Source organism: Hyphomicrobium sp. LHD-15 (assembly GCF_031157355.1).
In the GTDB taxonomy this organism is placed as follows: Bacteria; Pseudomonadota; Alphaproteobacteria; order Rhizobiales; family Hyphomicrobiaceae; genus Hyphomicrobium_C.
Map to the genome: position 1 here is coordinate 1,141,939 of NZ_JAVIFT010000002.1, position 16,936 is coordinate 1,158,874.

Sequence of the window (16,936 nt, forward strand, 5' to 3'; positions counted from 1 at the left end):
TTGAATGATGTTTGGTTTGAGAGTTTCCGCGCTCGCGATGGGCGTTGCGTTCGTTGTGGCTGGTGCGGTGACGCCGGCTTCGGCCCAGAGCTTACAGTGGGGCTTATGGGGCGAGCCGCCTGAGCGGGGGGTGCGTTCGAACCTCGGCGCTTCTCCGACGATCATCAAGCCGACCGAGCTTTCGCAGGGCGGCGGGCGTCCTTCCATTTCTCCGAAGACGCCGCAGACGACCAGCTTCCAGAACGGTTTCGCGCCGGGCTCGATCGTGATCGATACGGCGGGACGCAAGCTCTATTACACGCTGTCGAAGAGTTCGGCCTATGTCTATCCGATTGCGGTCGGTAAGCAGGGCTTCGCCTGGACGGGCGTCGAGCGCGTCTCGCGTATCGAAGATTGGCCGGATTGGATCCCGCCCGCCGAGATGCGCCAGCGCAAGCCGGGGCTACCAGTGCGGATGACGGGCGGTGTCAGAAATCCGCTCGGCGCGAAGGCGATCTATCTCGGCAATACGCTTTACCGGATCCATGGCACGAACGATTCCAAGTCGATCGGATCGGCGTCGTCGTCGGGCTGCTTCCGGATGCACAACGAGCACGTCGTGCACCTTGCCGAGCACGTCAACGCGTCAACGACCGTTTACGTTATGAAGCGCCTGCCGGCGTCGGGCGTCGTGATGCCTCCGGTCGTGGCTGTAAAGAAGGCCCCCGAGCCGGCAGCGGAAGCGCCGCAGGCTCAGCCGGCCCAACCCGACGCGCAAGCGCCGGCGCCGGAAGCAACCCCGCCGAGCGAAGCCGCGCCAGCGGCTCCCAAGGATCAGGGGATCTGACGCGGGCTGACGGTTCGCGAGGCCTCTTTCAGGTGGGGCTCAGCCCCACAGCATTGCCTCAGGCCCTACGGGCCTGGGGCTGCCCGAGAAGGTGCGACTTTTAGGCCGCTGACCTGACAGAGATACTCTCTCTCGCGTATAGACGCGGGCGAGCCGCAAGCTGACGCCCCCGGACGACGTGGACGAGCACACGAACCGGGTGGTGCCGAGACGGCAACTACAATAAGGTGCGATTCTGACCACCTCGCGGATGCCCGCGAGGTTAAGACGCGCACGCGAGCGCTTATCGAAACAAACGAGGTCAGGACAATGAGCAACGCAATCTCACTTGAGCTTCTGGCCTTCAACCTGAAGCTGCTCGGCCGTCAGCGCCGCAAGAGCCTGCTGATCAGCGCAGGCCGCCCCGAAGACAAGAAGCGCATGCTTCCCGCCATTCGGCGCATTCTCACCCTCGACGTCGAGCTTTACGCGACACCCGGTACCTACCGCTTCTTCAAGGAGCATGGGATCAACAGCACCGAGATCCACAAGATCACCGACGGTCGCTCCCCCAACATCCTTTCGTTCCTCAAAGCCAACCGCTTCGATCTCGTCATCAACGTGCTGACGGGCGATGAGGACTATGACGAAGGCTCTGACGCGAAGCTGATCCGCAAGCTGTCGATCGAGAACGGCATTCCTCTGATCACGGATGCGGATGTCGGGATCGCGACACTCGAACAGATCATCATCGACGCCGAGCGCGGTACCTATCGCTACCGGCTGGCCGACGACAGCGAGCCCTGGAATTTGAGGCTGCGGTTCCTGCAGGCGGCCGAACGGCTTGGCGGTCTCGCCAACCATCACGCGCATTTCGACAAGGCTTATCTGATCACGCACGAGAACCTGCGCTTGAGCCAGGTCGATATGCAGAAGAAGTGGGAGCTCTATCGCTACCTCAAGGAGAATTACACGCACGACGACCTGGTAGAGCGCATCAGCCGCGGCCTCGAGATGATGATCCAGCAGGGCGCGACCTACTGCCGGACCATGGTGGATGCGGACAGCACGGTCGGCCTGTTGCCGATCAAGGCCGCGCTCGAGGTGAAGCAGCGCTACAAGGATCGTATCCTGTTCGAGGTTGGCGTGCAGCCGCTGCAGGGCGTGCTCGATCCGGCGACCTTCCAGCAGTATGCCGAGGCGTGCGAGCTTGCGGACTATTGCGGCGGCTTGCCTTCGCGCGACCGCCCGAAGCCCGAGAAACATCTCGACGTGGTTCTCTCGCTCGCCAAGAAGCTCGGCAAGCCGGTTGACGTCCATATCGACCAGGAAAACAATCCGCTCGAGAACGAGACGGAGCTTCTGGCCGAGAAAACCATCGAGCACGGCATGCAGGGACGCGTGTTCGGCGTGCATGCGATCTCGCTCTCGGCGAAGGACGACCGCGAGCAGGACCGTATCATCGAGAAGGTCCGGGAAGCAGACATGGGCATCATCATCTGCCCGTCTGCGGCGCTCAGCATGAAGCAGCTGCCGATGACGGCGCCGCTGCACAACTCGATCGCTCCCTACGTCAAGCTGCGGGAAGCCGGCGTGCGCTGCTATCTCGGCGTCGACAACGTCCACGATCTTTTCATGCCGATGGTGGACGGCGACATCTGGACAGAAGCACGGATGCTGATGGAATCCACGCGGTTCTACGATATCGATGCGGTGGCCGAGTGGGCCTGCCAGAAGCCGATCGCGGCGAATGCGCAAGCGGGCGCCGAGCCGGCCAAGGCCGCCAAACCCGCAGCAAAGGCAGCATCGACCGGGAGCGACGCCAGTGACGCGGCGCTTCTCAAGAAGCGTGCCGCCGGCGGCCGTCAGCCGCGGTAGCAGGGGCGCTGGTTTGCGTACCGAGAGACAGAGACCATGAGCGCCACAGGTTCGTCTTACGTGTCGGTGCTCAAGGATCGTGGTGTGGTGTCGGTCACGGGGCCGGATGCGGAGAAGCTGCTCGGTGGCCTCGTCACGAACGACATCGCGCTTCTCGAAGGCGCGCCTGCGATCTATGCGGCGCTTCTTGCGCCGCAGGGGAAGATCCTGTTCGATTTCCTGGTCGTGAAGACGGCAGATGGGTTTCTGCTCGATACGGCGCGCGACAAGGCTGCCGACCTCGTCAAGCGGCTCTCGCTCTACAAGCTGCGCGCGCAGGCCGAGATCCGCGATGTGTCGGACACGTTCTCGGTGGCTGCGCTGTGGGGCGGCACGCCGGTCTCGTACAGTGAGACGAAGGGTTCCCTTATCTATTCCGATCCTCGGCTTCCAGCGCTGGGAGCCAGAATTCTCGTAGAGACCACGCATTTCGGTGACGTGCTCGCCGCGACCAACGGCGCCGAAGTGCCGAGCGAGGCTTATCACGCGCACCGCATCGGGCTTGGCGTGCCGGAGGGCGGACGCGATTTCGCGTTCGGCGATACGTTCCCGCACGAGGCACTGCTGGATCAACTCAATGGCGTGTCGTTCTCGAAGGGCTGCTACGTGGGCCAGGAGGTGGTGTCGCGCATGCAGCATCGCACGACGGTGAGAAAGCGCGTCGTGCCCGTTGTCGCGGAGCAGGACCTTCCGGCAGGGCCGTTGCCGGTGCTTGTCGGAGAAGCGGAAATCGGGCGGCTCGGCTCGGTCGCGGGGCCGCGCGGGCTTGCGCTCTTGCGTCTCGATCGTGTGGCGGAGGCGCGCCGGGACGGCGTGGCGCTCACCGTGAACGGCGTGAAGCTTGCCGCGGAGGTTCCCGCGTTCGCGACTTTCGAGATCGGATTGCCGCATGAAACCGCATGAGCGCGACGTGCCCAAGCTGGAGCGCTGCCCGTGGGCGGGCATCGACGATCCCCTTTATGCGGGCTACCACGACGAAGAGTGGGGCGTGCCGCACGCAGACGAGCGGCGCTTGTTCGAGAAGCTCCTGCTCGAGGGCTTCCAGGCGGGCCTGTCGTGGATCACCATCCTCAGAAAGCGGGAGGCGTTCCGGCGCGCCTTTCACGACTTCGATCCCGAGCGCATGGCGCGCTATACGGAGCGCGACGTGGCGCGGCTGATGGCGGACCCCGGTATCGTGCGCAACCGGCTCAAGGTGCTGGCGGCCATCGACAACGCGAAGGCCTATCTGGCGCTCGCCGAAAAGCAGACGTTGGCCTCGTTTCTCTGGCGGCACGCCGGCGGCAAGCCGATCATCAACGCGCCTGTCAAATTCGGTGATGTGCCTGCTTCTACCGACGTGTCGCTCGGCATCTCGAAGGCGCTCAAGAAGCAAGGCTTTCGCTTCGTCGGTCCGACGACCGTTTATGCCTTCATGCAGTCAACGGGCATGGTGAACGACCATATGGTCGGCTGCCCGAGACACAAAGTGTGCGCGAAGCTGCAGCGCGCGTTCGTTCCGCCGAAGAACTGAGCCGACATGAGCACACGCAAAGTATCCGCCGAGGGTGAAGCCGCGCCGAGGGCCTGGCAACGCATGCTGTCTGGACGACGGCTCGATTTGCTCAATCCGTCACCCCAAGACGTCGAGATCGAGGACATCGCGCACGGCCTTGCGCGGGTGGCGCGCTGGAACGGGCAAACGCAAGGCGCGCATGCTTTCTCGGTCGCCCAACATGTGCTTTTGGTGGAAGAAATTGCTTCTGCGTTAAATCCTGGTTGGATTACCAAATGGCGCCTTGCGGCCCTGCTTCACGATGCCGCCGAATATGTCATTGGTGATTTAATCAGTCCGTTCAAAACGGCGATCGGGCTCGATTACAAGGCATTTGAACTCAAGCTTCTCGAAGCAATCCATCTGCGTTTCGGATTGCCCGCGCCGCTTCCCGAGGAGATTGCATTTGAAATAAAACGCGCGGATCGCGTTGCGGCGTTCTACGAGGCCACGCGCCTCGCGGGCTTCTCGCGCGAAGAAGCGCTCATTTATTTCAACCATCCAGAGGAAATTGATTCGGACCTGAAACGGCGGTTGATGAACCTTTCACCGCTACCCGCAGCTGAAGCTCAGCGGTTCTTTCTCGAACGATTTTCCATTCTCGCGAGCTCTCGTTGAGCCCAGATCGCAAGTATTTGCCGGATCTTTGATTTTATTCCGCCTTTCGCGAAGAATATCTCGCTTCCCTTGGTTCTGAAAATCGCCACGATCGACCGTTAGCGGGCAAGCAGGAGCATGCCATGGTCACAGATGCGAATTTCAAGCGACGGGTTCATGATGGTGAATCCAACGCAGCTGAGGAAACTCACCACACTGTCTCGCGCAGCGAGACAGCGGGGGTCGAGATCGGCCTCAATGCAGCAATCGTTGCCGTGATCGACGACGAGCCCGTCGTGCTCGTGATCCGCAACGAGGCGGAGCCCGTGGGAGGCATCGACGGCTTGCCGTTCGGTCCATTCTCGCCGGTGGCGCATCGGACGCTTGAAAGCGGCCTGCGTTCGTGGGTCGAGGAGCAGACCGGGCTTGGCCTCGGCTATGTCGAGCAGCTCTACACCTTCGGCGATCGCGGCCGGCACGCAGAGCCCGGCGATTCCATGCACGTCGTTTCGATCGGCTATCTCGCACTCACCGAGACCGGGCACGCGCGCGACCTCGCGCATGGCTCGTGGCGGAGCTGGTATCAGTATTTCCCGTGGGAGGACTGGCGCAAAGGCCGTCCCGAAATTCTCTCGGCTGAGATCGAGCCGAGGCTCAAGGAATGGGCTCAGCAGCCCGTTTCGCGCTCGGCGCCAGCGCGTCCGGTGCCGAGGGAAGACCGCGTTCGCATCTGCTTCGGGCTCGACGGCGGAGCCTGGGACGAAGAGAAAGTGCTCGACAGGTTCGAGCTGCTTTACGATGCGGGACTTGTCGAGGAAGCGCGGCGCGATGGCCGCGAGTCTGCTTCGGGCTGGAGTGGGCCGTTGCCGCGCTTCGGCGCGCCGATGCGCTTCGATCATCGCCGTATCCTGGCGACCGCGATCGGCCGCGTCCGCGCGAAGATCAAATACCGGCCCGTGATCTTCGAGCTGATGCCGGACGATTTCACGCTGTTCGAATTGCAGAAGACGGTGGAGGCCATTCTTGGCCCGCATCTTCACAAGCAGAACTTCCGCCGCCTCGTCGAGAGCGCGGGGCTGGTGGAGCCCACCGGCGAGGTCAAGACGCAGACCGGAGGCCGACCTGCCAAGCTGTTCCGCTTCCGGCGTGAGGTGCTGCTTGAGCGGCCGGCCCCGGGCGTGCGCGTGAAGCCCATCCGCAGTTAGCGTCGTCGGTGCGCTGCTCGCGCGCCGACCCTGCAATTTATTTCAGCATCGGCCTAGAAAATCAGCGACATCTCAATTAGATTTATCTCGAACGCTCAATGCTCCATTCGAGCATAATCGATGGAACCTTCGGGGGCGGCGAGCGTAGATAACGCGTCACGCGTTAGTTGATGCGACTTGTTTGTTGAAGTGACTGGCCACTCCGGCCGGTGTTTTTCAGGTCCCTCATATACTCAAGTCGAGTATATGATAGCTTGGAGGTCAAAATGGAGCTTGTTGGAGCCCATTCTGCTCACACCCTTTCCGCTTCTGAGGATGTCGCGTCGTGCGCGCCGCGGGCCCGGGCGAAAGAGCCGGTCACGCCGTACACCTTCACGCCTGCATTGAAGCGCGAGATGGCACCGCTCTACGAGCGTGTGAAGCATGTCGTGACGCCGATGGAGTGGGTGCACTACGCGCCCATCGTCAAGGCGATCAACGAGCTCAAGGTCAAGCGCAACGCGGTGATCCTGGCGCACAACTACATGACGCCGGAAATCTTCCACTGCGTCGGCGACTTCAAGGGCGACAGCTTGCAGCTCGCCAAGGAAGCGGCGCGCACGGAGGCCGATGTCATCGTGCAGGCCGGCGTTCACTTCATGGCCGAGACCTCGAAGCTCTTGAGCCCGGACAAGACCGTGCTGATCCCCGATCCGCTGGCGGGCTGCTCGCTGGCGTCGTCGATCACGCCCGAAGACGTGCGGGCGCTGCGGGCTGCTTATCCGGGCGTTCCGATCGTCACCTATGTCAACACGAGTGCGGCGGTGAAGGCCGAATGCGATATCACCTGCACTTCGTCCAACGCGGTCAAGATCGTCGAAAGCCTCGGCGTGCCGCGGGTGCTGCTCATCCCTGACCAGTACCTTGCGAAGTACGTGCAAACCAAGACCAAGGTCGAGATCATCGCCTGGAAGGGCGCTTGCGAGGTGCACGAGCGCTTCACGGGCGAAGAGATGAACGCGATGCGCGAGGCCGAGCCCGGTCTAAAGATCATCGCGCATCCGGAGTGCCCGCCCGACGTCATCAATGCGTCGGACTTCACCGGCTCGACGGCGGCGATGATCGATTGGGTGAAGACCAAGCGTCCGGCCAAGGTCGTGCTCGTCACCGAATGCTCGATGGCGTCCAACGTCGCCGCCGAGGCGCCGGATGTCGAGTTCGTGCGGCCCTGCAACCTTTGCCCGCACATGAAGCGCATCAGCCTCGAGAACATCTATGAGGCGCTGCTCTACAACCGCTACGAAGTGACGGTCGATCCGGTCGTCGCAGAGAAAGCGCGGCGTGCGGTCGAGCGGATGGTCGAAGCTTCGGCCTGACGAAAAAACCGGAGCGGACCGAACTGTCCGCTCCGTCTCGCCTGCGGCAACGGCCGTGGGCTGGGATCATTCATGGAGGTCCGTAGATGGACTTCAGCCGCACCAAAAATCTGACCCGGGGATTTTCCGATCCCGACCACGCACTGGGCCCTGGTGACATCGTCATCATCGGCGCCGGGCTCGCGGGGCTTTTCACGGCGCTGAGGCTCGCGCCGCTCCCGGTTACGGTGGTCGCGGCTGCGCCGCTCGGCCAAGGCGCGTCGAGCGTGTGGGCGCAGGGCGGCATTGCAGCTGCCGTGGGCGAAGGCGATACACCCGCGCAGCACGCAGCCGACACGATCGCGGCCGGCGGCGGATTGGTCGATGTGCACGTGGCGAACGTGATTGCCGCGGAAGCGCCTGAGCGCATCGCGGATCTTCTGCGCTATGGCGTGCCGTTCGATCGCGACCTTGCGGGGCACTTCGTGCTCTCGCGCGAGGCTGCGCATTCCCAGAAGCGTGTCGTGCGAGTATCCGGTGATCGCGCGGGCTCGGCGATCATGCAGGCTTTGATCGCGGCGGTGCAGGTGACGCCTTCGATCCGCGTGCTCGAGGGTTACGAAGCGCAGGATCTCATTCTCGAAGCGGGCTCCGGCAGCAAGCCCTGTGTGTCCGGTGTGCGGCTCGTGCGCACCGAAGCCAAGAACATGGGCGCTTTCGATTTCATTCCGGCGAGTGCCGTGGTGATGGCGACAGGGGGAGCCGGTGCGCTCTACTCCGTCACGACCAACCCAATCTACGCGCGGGGCGAGGCCGTTGCGTTTGCGGCGCGGGCCGGCGCGGTGATCGCAGACGCAGAGTTCGTGCAGTTCCATCCGACCGCCATCGATGCGCAGATGGATCCGGCGCCGCTCGCGTCCGAAGCGCTGCGCGGCGAGGGTGCGCTGCTCGTCAACGGTGCCGGCGAGCGCTTCATGCTCGCGATCGATCCCAAGGGCGAACTGGCGCCTCGCGACATCGTTGCGCGTGGGGTCGCGTCCGAGATCGCGGCCGGGCGCGGAGCCTTCCTCGATTGCCGCGAGGCGATCGGGGCGGAGTTTCCGACTGCGTTCCCGACCGTTTACGCGCTCTGCCGCGAGGCCGGTATCGATCCCGTCAGCGGGCTCATTCCGGTTGCGCCGGCGGCGCACTATCACATGGGTGGGGTCGCGACCGATTTGTCCGGGCGCACCTCGCTCGAAGGATTGTGGGCGGTCGGCGAGGTTGCCTCGACCGGCCTGCACGGCGCAAACCGTTTGGCGTCGAACTCGCTGCTCGAAGCGGTAGTGCTGGGGGCGCGCGTTGCGACCGATATTTCCAAGCTCGTCAGTCCGGCGCGCGCGGTTCCGGCGGCACGCACGTATCGGGCGTCAAAGGACAAGCTTCTGGACGATGTGCGGCGGGCGACGCTGATCGCGCAGCTTCGGGCAACGATGAGCGCGCATGTGGGCGTGGTTCGGAACGGGAGCGGCCTCGAACAGGCGCTCGCGATTTTCCGTGAGATCGGTGCGGAAGCCGGCGACGATGGGCTCGTCGCCAACATGGCGTTGACGTCCGAGATCATTGCTGGCTCTGCGCTTTTGCGCACCGAGAGCCGTGGCGCGCATTTTCGCTCTGACTATCCGGAGCCGGTTGCGAAGCTCGCACATCGCAGTGCCGTGACGCTTGCCGATATTCGCAGCATTGGCCGGAAGGGCCAGCGCGCGAAAGAGAAGCGCCTCGAAGCGAGGCTGCCACTGTGAGCCATTCTCTCGTCGAAGGCACGCTGCCGCGCCTCCTGATCACGCGCGCCGTCGAGCAGGCGCTGGCCGAGGATCTCGGCTCGCGCGGCGATCTCACGACCGATGCGACCGTGCCGGCCGGCAAGCAGGCCGTCGCAACGTTCGGCGCGCGGCGCGCAGGTGTGATCGCGGGGCTCGATGTGGCACGGGCCGCATTCCATGTGCTGGACGAGACGGTGGTGTTCGAGCCGCTGGTCGCGGATGGCGAGGCAATCGCGGCGGGCGCTGTGGCGGCGCGGGTATCGGGGCCTGCGCGCGTATTGCTGACAGGCGAGCGCGTGGCGCTCAACTTCCTCTGCCACATGAGCGGCATCGCAACGCTGACGCGCCGCTTTGCCGATGCCGTCGCGGGTACGCGTGCGCGCATCGCCGATACGCGCAAGACGACACCGGGGCTCAGGGCGTTCGAGAAATACGCCGTGCGTTGCGGCGGGGGGGCGAACCACAGGTCGGGCCTCTACGACGCGATCCTGATCAAGGACAATCACATCGTTGCGGCAGGCGGCGTGGAGGCCGCGATCACGGCGGCGCGTACGCATGCCGGACACATGGTCAAGATCGAGGTTGAGGTCGGCTCGCTCGACGAGCTACGCGCGGCGCTCAAGCATCCAATCGATGCCGTGCTGCTCGACAACATGGATCCGGCGACGCTCAAGGCCGCCGTCGCGATCGTGGACGGGCGTGCGCTGACGGAAGCCTCGGGTGGTGTTTCGCTCGAGACGGTCCGTGCGATTGCGGAGACGGGTGTGGATCTCATCTCGGTCGGCGCGTTGACCCATTCGGCGCCGATCCTCGACCTGGGCCTTGATTTCGTGGCGGATTGATTGGGCTTTCGTCTGTTAACCAGCATCCTGCGGCGTGGTAAGCTTACACAAACGGTAAGCTCGTTCAGCTTGATTTCGCCTCAGTTTTTTCTCATCTGTCGGCTGTGCCCGAGGCACAGCAAGGTGGAGGACGCAAAGAGATGATGGCCGGTATCGTAATCTGGGGCTTGGCGGCAATCACGGCCGCGGCACTGGCCGGATTCGTCGCCGGTTGGAAGAACCGCGACTATTCGTTCTGGATGGCGTGGTGCTTCATCGTTCCGCCGCTGCTGCTTTGGCTGTTGTTGATGCCGAAGCGCCAGGGCCCGCGTCCGCGCCGGCCGTCGCTCGACGAGATCGATCGCATCGAGAACCGCGATTTCTTGCACTAGCGTGGGCTCTTGAGGGTGGCTGTAGCAGCCGGCGCGTAATCATCGATCTTCGTTGCAAACGGCTTCGATGTGGTGTCCGTCGAGGTCGATGACAAACGCCGCGAAGTAGCGGGGGCCGTAGTGCGCACGCAAGCCAGGAGCGCCGTTGTCCGTGCCGCCGTGTCGGAGGGCCGCACGATAGAATTCCGAGACAGCGTGCGGATCGGGAGCGGCAAACGCGATATGGAAGCCCGGACCGGGCGGTCGCTGTGCTTCGGGGCGATGCTTGAGAGCCAACTTGTCTTTGCCGCCCGGAACACCGTAGCCGACTGCCTGATTGGGCTCGCCGGGCCGTATGTCCGCCCACACTCGGACGTATCCGAGTGGGGCAAGAGCCGCATCGTAAAACGCGGCTGAGCGTTCGATGTCGGAGACCCCGAGAGACAGGTGGTGAAGCATGCGCATTCCGCTCTTATCGGAGTGATGATGGCAGGTCAGCCGGTCCGGGAATTTCAAGGCTTGGAAGCTCTGCCAATCGCGGATGATCACGCGCTATCGAGCTTGGCGCGAATGGCGGCTTGGGCTGCGGCAAGGCGGGCGATGGGCACGCGGAACGGCGAGCACGAAACGTAGTCGAAGCCGAGCTTGTGGAAGAACGCGACCGAATCCGGGTCTCCGCCATGCTCGCCGCAGATGCCGATTTTCAGGTCTGGCTTTTCCGCGCGTCCGCGCGCGACGCCCGTTGCGACAAGCTCGCCCACGCCTTCCTGATCGATCGAGACGAAGGGATCGGCCTCGTAGATGCCTTGCGTCGAATAGGCCGACAGGATCGGCGAGGCGTCGTCGCGGGAGAGACCGAGCACGGTTTGCGTGAGGTCGTTGGTGCCGAAGGAGAAGAACTCGGCGCCGTCGTCGCCGCGGGCCAGTTCATCCGCCTTGAGGCACGCGCGCGGCAGTTCGATCATGGTGCCGAGCTTGTAGTCGAGATGTATGCCGGTTTCCTTTTCGACGGTCTCGGCGAGGCTGCGGATAACGCCGGCCAGGATGTCGAACTCACGGCGATAGGCGACGAGCGGGATCATGATCTCGGGGACGACGGATGCTCCGAGGCGCTTTTCGGCCTCGGCTGCCGCCTCGAAGATGGCGCGCGCCTGCATCTCGGTGATTTCCGGATAGCGGATGGCGAGGCGGGAGCCGCGCAGTCCGAGCATCGGGTTGAACTCGGAGAGCTCCGCGACGCGCGCTTTCAGTTTCTCGATCGGCATCTTGAGCTCGGCGGCGACAGCTTCCAGCTCGCGGTCGTGACGGGGAAGGAATTCGTGCAGCGGCGGATCGAGCAGGCGGATGGTGACCGGAAGCTCGCCCATGATCTCGAACAGCTCGATGAAATCGGCGCGCTGAAAGGGCAGGATTTTCGCGAGTGCCGACCTGCGGCCGGCCTCGTTCGTCGCACAGATCATCTCGCGCATGGCAAGGATGCGCTGGGCATCGAAGAACATGTGCTCGGTGCGACATAGGCCGATGCCTTGCGCGCCGAACGAGCGTGCCTGGCGCGCGTCTTTCGGCGTATCGGCGTTGGCGCGCACGGCGAGGCCACGGGCGTCGTCGGCCCAGCCGATCAGGCGAGCGAAGTCGCCGGAAAGTTGCGGCTGGCGCATAGGTACGGCGCCGACGTAGACGCGGCCGGTGGCGCCGTCGATGGTGATGATGTCCCCGGCCTTCAAAGTTTTCGGGCCGATGCTCAGGGTCTCGGCCTTTTCGTTGATGCGCAGCGCGCCGGCGCCCGAGACGCACGGCACGCCCATGCCGCGGGCGACGACAGCCGCATGGCTGGTCATGCCGCCGCGCGCGGTCAGGATGCCGGCGGAGGCATGCATGCCGTGGATGTCCTCGGGGCTCGTCTCGGTGCGCACGAGGATGACCTCGTGGCCCTGCTTCTTTTGGTGTTCGGCCTCGTCGGAGTTGAAGACGATCCGGCCGGAGGCGGCGCCTGGAGACGCTGGCAGCCCCATTGTCAGCAGCTCCTTCTCGCCCGCCGGATCGATGGTCGGGTGCAGGAGCTGGGTGAAGCTCGACGGATCGACCCGCAGCACGGCTTCGTCGTGCGAGAGAATGCCCTCGTCGGCCATGTCGACGGCGATCTTGATCGAGGCTTCCGCGGTGCGTTTGCCGGAGCGCGTCTGCAGCATCCAGACCTTGCCGTCCTGGATGGTGAATTCGATGTCCTGCATGTCGCGGTAGCGCTTCTCGAGCACGTCGAAGATCTGCCTCAGCTCGGCGAAGCTTTCCGGCATTTCCTCCTCGAGCGAGGGATTGGGATCTTCGGCCTCGCGCCGTGCGCGGGCGGTCAGGGCCTGCGGTGTGCGGATGCCGGAAACGACGTCCTCGCCCTGCGCGTTGATCAGATATTCGCCATAGATCTCGTTGGCGCCTGTCGATGGATTGCGGGTGAAGGCCACGCCGGTCGCCGACGTATTGCCCATGTTGCCGAATACCATCGCCTGCACGTTGACGGCGGTGCCCCAGTCGTCGGGGATGGCGTGAAGGCGGCGGTAGGTGACGGCGCGGGCGTTCAACCAGGATCCGAACACGGCGCCGATCGCGCCCCAAAGCTGCTCGCCGGTGTCCTGCGGGAACGGCTTGCCGAGCGCGTCTTCGATCGCGGCTTTGTAGAGCGCGATGACGGCCCGCCATTCGTCGGCGCCAAGCTCGGTATCGAACGAGTAGCCGTTGAGGTTCTTGAAGTTGTCGAGAATGTCCTCGAATGCGGTGTGATCGATGCCGAGCACGACGTCGCCGTACATCTGGATGAAGCGGCGGTAGCTGTCGTAGGCAAAGCGGTCGTCACCGGAGCGGCGGGCGAGACCCAGCACGGTGCGGTCATTGAGGCCAAGATTGAGAATGGTGTCCATCATGCCGGGCATCGAGGCGCGTGAGCCCGACCGCACGGCGACGAGCAGCGGGTTCTCTTCGTCTCCGAAGCGTGCGCCCGTTTCCTGGCCGATCTTTTCAAGGGCGCGCTCGACCTGCGGGACGAGGCCATCCGGCAACTGGCGGCCGCTGGCGTAGTAAATTCCGCAGACCTCGGTGGTGATGGTGAAACCGGGGGGGACGGGCAGGCCGAGGCTCGCCATCTCGGCGAGGTTGGCGCCCTTGCCGCCGAGCAGGTTCTTGTGGTCGGCGCCGCCCTCGGCATCGACGGCGGAAAAATAATAGACCCACTTCGGAGCTACGTCAGAGGATGGCCGCGCCACGGGAAAGTCTGCCTCTTTTTGAACGATGCGCTGATCTAGAGCGGAATGCTCTCCCGGTTTGCGCGCCGGCGCGTTTCACGCCTTTCGTGGCGGATTGATGCCGGACGCGGGACTGTGGCATAGGCATCGGTGGACGCCAACACTTCCGTTGTCGATTTGGCCCTTCGCTACGTATGCTTCCGCACTCTCTTGCCGCTTCTTGATTAATACAGGATTTCCATGACCGATCACGTGCCCAAGGTTCTCGCGCAGCTGGACCGCAACTTCGATGCAGGTCTCGAGAGACTGTTCGAGCTGCTCAGGATCGAGAGCATTTCCACGGACCCGGCCTACAAAGGGGCCTGCCGTCAGGCGGCGGATTGGTGTGCGGCACAGCTGACCGAGGTCGGCATTCCGGCCTCGGTGCGGCAGACGACGGGGCATCCGATCGTCGTCGGGCATGACCGGGCCAAGGTCGCGAAGGGCACGCCGCATGTGCTGTTCTACGGGCACTACGACGTGCAGCCGCCGGATCCGCTCGACCTCTGGGCCAAGCCGCCGTTCGAGCCGCGCATCGCAACCGACAAGGCAAACGGCAAGGTCATCGTCGCGCGCGGCGCCGAGGACAACAAGGGGCAGCTGATGACCTTCCTGGAGGCGGCGCGCGCCTACAAGGATGTCGTCGGCGAGCTGCCCGTCGCTGTTTCGGCGATGATCGAGGGCGAGGAGGAGTGCGGGTCGCCTTCTCTGCCAAGCTTCCTCAAGAAGAGCGGGAAGGAAATCACGGCGGATCTGGTGCTCGTCTGCGATACGGGGCAGTGGGACAAGGATACGCCGGCGATCACCACCATGCTGCGCGGGCTCGCGGGCATCGAGGTGATCGTGTCGGGGCCTTCGCGCGATCTTCATTCCGGCATCTACGGCGGGCCGGCGATGAACCCGATCCGTGCGCTGGTCGGCGTTCTCGGCAAGATCCACGATGCCAACCGTCGCATCAAGATCCCGGGCTTTTACGACGGCGTGACTAAGCCGACGAAGGCGCAACTCAAGCAGTGGCATGCGCTGGGGCTCGACGCGAAGCAGCTGCTGGCTCCGGTCGGGCTATCGGAGCCGGCCGGCGAAGCTTCGGTTTCTCTGATCGAGCAGCTTTGGTCGCGGCCGACGATCGAATTCAACGGCATCACGGGCGGGTATCAGGGCGCGGGCTCGAAGACGGTCATTCCGGCGCGCGCGTCGGTCAAGATCACCTGCCGCCTGGTGCCGGGGCAGGATCCGGAGCACGTGCTCGATACGATCCGGAAATTCGTCGTCGACAACCTGCCGTCCGACTGCAAAGCGGAGTTCATCGGCGGACACGGCAGCTCGGCGATCGGATTCGACACGTCGGCGCCGGCCATGCAGGCGGCCGCGGCGGCACTGCAGGAAGAGTGGGGCGCCAAGACCGTGCTGATGGGATGCGGTGCCTCGATCCCGATCGTGACCTCGTTCAAGGCCGCGCTCGGCATGGACAGCCTGCTGATCGGCTTCGGCGTCGAGGACGATCGCATCCACTCTCCGAACGAGAAATACAACTTGAAGAGCTTCAAGAAGGGTGCGCGAAGCTGGGTGCGCATCCTCGACGCACTCGCGCGGCGCGAAGCCTGATCTCTCAGGTGCGCTCATTCCCGCTTCTCTCGAATTCCGGATATTGCCGATCGTCATGTCGTCTCGCCCTCCTCAACTGACCTGGCCTGCTCTCCTGGCGCTGATTGCCGTTTTGGCGGTCGTTGCTTATTTCGAACGGCAGAGCGGGGGTGACGGCAGCATCGATTCCCCTGCGCCTGTTTCGCGAGGGGAGCGCGGGAACAGCGCAGGCGGTGACAGTGGCCGCTATGCTTCGAGCGGCAGCGGGCGCGATCAGCCGGGCAACTTCGACTACTACTCGCTGGTGCTGTCGTGGAGCCCCACGCATTGCGCGAGCCCTGAAGGCCAGGACGACGACACGCAATGCGCGCGCCGTGACGGACGGCGCTATGCGTTCATCCTGCACGGGCTGTGGCCGCAGTACGAGCGCGGCTATCCGGAGGATTGCCCGACGCGTGAGCGGCCTTACGTTCCGCAGTCGGTGATCGACCGCATGTTCGACATCATGCCGAGCAAGGGACTCATCATTCACGAGTATCGCAAGCATGGGACGTGCTCGGGACTTTCGCCTGAGGCGTACTATCAGGCCGCGCGCCAGTTCTATGGTCGCGTGAAGCTGCCCGAGCGATTCCGCAATCCGAGCGAGCCGCAATTTCTCGATCCGGGCCAAGTGGTTCGCGATTTCGTCGCGGTGAATCCGGGGCTCAAGCCCGACATGATGGCCGTTGCCTGCCGGGGGCCGGGCAGCCGGTTCCGTGAGGTTCGCATCTGCTTCACCAAGGGCGGTGAGTTCCGCAGCTGCGGCAGCAACGAGGATCAGGGCGATCTCTGCCGTTCCTCGCGTATGCATGTGCCGCCGGTGCGGTGACACCCTGCGGCCGTTACCTTGCGGTTTTCCGATCACGCACGCTTGTGGATATCTGCGCGACGCCTCGCGATCGCCACGTTGAGGCTTGCCGTCTGGCGGCTCTGACCGCAAGCTCTGAGTCGTGTTGCGTTTGGTTTTCGCTGCGCAGGCTAGAGGCATGCCGGGAATTACGAACGAACACAAGCTGACGCCCCTGTTCGAGGGGGCGCTGTCCGAAGAGCTAGGCGCGGCCAGCGGGTTTGGGCAGGCGAACGCTCTCGCTTCTTCCATCACTCTTGCGTCCCCCAACGCTCAGGGCCGTCGCCTCGATGCGGTTCGGCGTACGCTCGACGGTATCGGTGGGCTTGGATGGAGCGTCATCGGTTTCGTGGTCGGCGCCGTGTTCTGGCACTTTGTCGGCTTCTGGGGTTTCGTCGCCAACGTGGTGCTTGCGGGTGGTGGGATTGCGTCTTCCGCTTCGTCCGCTCATCCGGCTCACGTCGAGCGGCGTGCCAATTGGGTGCAGGTTGCCGAGGCTTCGACGACTGCGCCTGCCGCCTGCACCATGCTGTTTCTCGATCGCCAGACCGGCCTTACGTCGGCTCATGCTTGCGAGAGCGATCACCCGCCGCTGCCTGCGGATTCTTTCGAGGGCCGCGAGGATCGCATGGTGACGTCTGGTGGAGAGCCGGCGGCGCGAGGAGATCGCGAGCAGCCTTCGACACCCTGACAGTTCGTCGGTGCGTGTGCCCTAAAGTTATGCACAGCCAGCAGGATGCGCGCATTTTCGCCTCGGGTGTGGCAAGGCCTTCAACTTCTTTTTGAAACAAGACTCTGTGCCTGACGG

At 64.0% G+C, this 16,936-nt stretch carries 15 protein-coding genes; 13 read left to right on the top strand and 2 right to left on the bottom strand.

Annotation, left to right across the window (positions count from 1 at the left end):
* Window positions 1–4: 4 nt before the first annotated feature.
* The 10 genes from RCO24_RS11845 to RCO24_RS11890 all read left to right on the top strand — a co-directional run bounded on the left by RCO24_RS11845 (window position 5) and on the right by RCO24_RS11890 (window position 10,407).
* A complete protein-coding gene (locus RCO24_RS11845) occupies window positions 5–826 on the top strand; it encodes a L,D-transpeptidase (RefSeq protein ID WP_308962259.1) in 822 nt (273 codons plus the stop codon).
* A gap of 309 nt (window positions 827–1,135) precedes the next feature.
* Window positions 1,136–2,683 carry an amidohydrolase family protein gene (locus RCO24_RS11850; RefSeq protein ID WP_308962261.1) on the top strand — a complete coding sequence of 516 codons (1,548 nt, stop codon included), beginning with the start codon at window positions 1,136–1,138 and terminating at the stop codon, window positions 2,681–2,683.
* A gap of 36 nt (window positions 2,684–2,719) precedes the next feature.
* A complete protein-coding gene (locus RCO24_RS11855) occupies window positions 2,720–3,625 on the top strand; it encodes a folate-binding protein (RefSeq protein ID WP_308962263.1) in 906 nt (301 codons plus the stop codon).
* Complete coding sequence (locus tag RCO24_RS11860) at window positions 3,612–4,235, top strand: DNA-3-methyladenine glycosylase I (RefSeq protein ID WP_308962265.1); 624 nt, start codon at window positions 3,612–3,614, stop codon at window positions 4,233–4,235. The genes RCO24_RS11855 and RCO24_RS11860 overlap by 14 nt, the downstream gene beginning before the upstream one ends.
* Before the next feature lie 6 nt (window positions 4,236–4,241).
* Entirely contained in the window at window positions 4,242–4,874 is a 633-nt protein-coding gene (locus RCO24_RS11865) for an HD family hydrolase (protein WP_308962266.1), read from the top strand.
* A 122-nt stretch (window positions 4,875–4,996) separates the two neighbouring features.
* Window positions 4,997–6,058 carry an NAD regulator gene (locus RCO24_RS11870; RefSeq protein WP_308962268.1) on the top strand — a complete coding sequence of 354 codons (1,062 nt, stop codon included), beginning with the start codon at window positions 4,997–4,999 and terminating at the stop codon, window positions 6,056–6,058.
* Window positions 6,059–6,324: 266 nt separating this feature from the next.
* Window positions 6,325–7,413: a quinolinate synthase NadA gene (gene nadA / locus RCO24_RS11875; RefSeq protein WP_308962269.1), complete on the top strand. Its 1,089-nt coding sequence runs from the start codon at window positions 6,325–6,327 to the stop codon at window positions 7,411–7,413.
* 86 nt (window positions 7,414–7,499) lie between these two features.
* Entirely contained in the window at window positions 7,500–9,173 is a 1,674-nt protein-coding gene (locus RCO24_RS11880; RefSeq protein WP_308962271.1) for an L-aspartate oxidase, read from the top strand.
* Window positions 9,170–10,036 carry a carboxylating nicotinate-nucleotide diphosphorylase gene (nadC, locus tag RCO24_RS11885; RefSeq protein ID WP_308962272.1) on the top strand — a complete coding sequence of 289 codons (867 nt, stop codon included), beginning with the start codon at window positions 9,170–9,172 and terminating at the stop codon, window positions 10,034–10,036. The genes RCO24_RS11880 and nadC overlap by 4 nt, the downstream gene beginning before the upstream one ends.
* A 143-nt stretch (window positions 10,037–10,179) precedes the next feature.
* A complete protein-coding gene (locus tag RCO24_RS11890) occupies window positions 10,180–10,407 on the top strand; it encodes a hypothetical protein (protein WP_308962274.1) in 228 nt (75 codons plus the stop codon).
* A gap of 39 nt (window positions 10,408–10,446) precedes the next feature.
* Here RCO24_RS11890 and RCO24_RS11895 read toward each other — a convergent pair whose 3' ends face one another.
* Both RCO24_RS11895 and ppdK read right to left on the bottom strand, forming a co-directional pair.
* The gene (locus RCO24_RS11895) at window positions 10,447–10,845 is read right to left on the bottom strand and encodes a VOC family protein (protein ID WP_308962436.1); all 399 of its coding nucleotides are present in this window, start codon (window positions 10,843–10,845) and stop codon (window positions 10,447–10,449) included.
* 86 nt (window positions 10,846–10,931) lie between these two features.
* A complete protein-coding gene (gene ppdK / locus RCO24_RS11900; protein WP_374990956.1) occupies window positions 10,932–13,667 on the bottom strand; it encodes a pyruvate, phosphate dikinase in 2,736 nt (911 codons plus the stop codon).
* Window positions 13,668–13,859: 192 nt separating this feature from the next.
* Here ppdK and RCO24_RS11905 point away from each other — a divergent pair, with 192 nt between their 5' ends.
* The 3 genes from RCO24_RS11905 (at window position 13,860) to RCO24_RS11915 (ending at window position 16,819) form a co-directional block, all read left to right on the top strand.
* Window positions 13,860–15,263, top strand: coding sequence for a M20/M25/M40 family metallo-hydrolase (locus tag RCO24_RS11905; protein WP_308962277.1), 1,404 nt, complete (start codon window positions 13,860–13,862; stop codon window positions 15,261–15,263).
* Between the two features lie 55 nt (window positions 15,264–15,318).
* Window positions 15,319–16,110, top strand: a complete 792-nt coding sequence (locus RCO24_RS11910) for a ribonuclease T2 (RefSeq protein ID WP_308962279.1) — start codon at window positions 15,319–15,321, stop codon at window positions 16,108–16,110.
* A gap of 157 nt (window positions 16,111–16,267) precedes the next feature.
* Window positions 16,268–16,819 carry a hypothetical protein gene (locus RCO24_RS11915; RefSeq protein ID WP_308962281.1) on the top strand — a complete coding sequence of 184 codons (552 nt, stop codon included), beginning with the start codon at window positions 16,268–16,270 and terminating at the stop codon, window positions 16,817–16,819.
* The last annotated feature ends 117 nt before the right edge of the window (window positions 16,820–16,936 follow it).

Coding starts and splice junctions, on each gene's coding strand:
- RCO24_RS11845 (WP_308962259.1), top strand. CDS start 5: ATGATGTTTGGTTTGAGAGTTTCCGCGCTCGCGATGGGCGTTGCGTTC.
- RCO24_RS11850 (WP_308962261.1), top strand. CDS start 1,136: ATGAGCAACGCAATCTCACTTGAGCTTCTGGCCTTCAACCTGAAGCTG.
- RCO24_RS11855 (WP_308962263.1), top strand. CDS start 2,720: ATGAGCGCCACAGGTTCGTCTTACGTGTCGGTGCTCAAGGATCGTGGT.
- RCO24_RS11860 (WP_308962265.1), top strand. CDS start 3,612: ATGAAACCGCATGAGCGCGACGTGCCCAAGCTGGAGCGCTGCCCGTGG.
- RCO24_RS11865 (WP_308962266.1), top strand. CDS start 4,242: ATGAGCACACGCAAAGTATCCGCCGAGGGTGAAGCCGCGCCGAGGGCC.
- RCO24_RS11870 (WP_308962268.1), top strand. CDS start 4,997: ATGGTCACAGATGCGAATTTCAAGCGACGGGTTCATGATGGTGAATCC.
- nadA (WP_308962269.1), top strand. CDS start 6,325: ATGGAGCTTGTTGGAGCCCATTCTGCTCACACCCTTTCCGCTTCTGAG.
- RCO24_RS11880 (WP_308962271.1), top strand. CDS start 7,500: ATGGACTTCAGCCGCACCAAAAATCTGACCCGGGGATTTTCCGATCCC.
- RCO24_RS11890 (WP_308962274.1), top strand. CDS start 10,180: ATGGCCGGTATCGTAATCTGGGGCTTGGCGGCAATCACGGCCGCGGCA.
- RCO24_RS11895 (WP_308962436.1), bottom strand. CDS start 10,845: ATGCTTCACCACCTGTCTCTCGGGGTCTCCGACATCGAACGCTCAGCC.
- RCO24_RS11905 (WP_308962277.1), top strand. CDS start 13,860: ATGACCGATCACGTGCCCAAGGTTCTCGCGCAGCTGGACCGCAACTTC.
- RCO24_RS11910 (WP_308962279.1), top strand. CDS start 15,319: ATGTCGTCTCGCCCTCCTCAACTGACCTGGCCTGCTCTCCTGGCGCTG.
- RCO24_RS11915 (WP_308962281.1), top strand. CDS start 16,268: ATGCCGGGAATTACGAACGAACACAAGCTGACGCCCCTGTTCGAGGGG.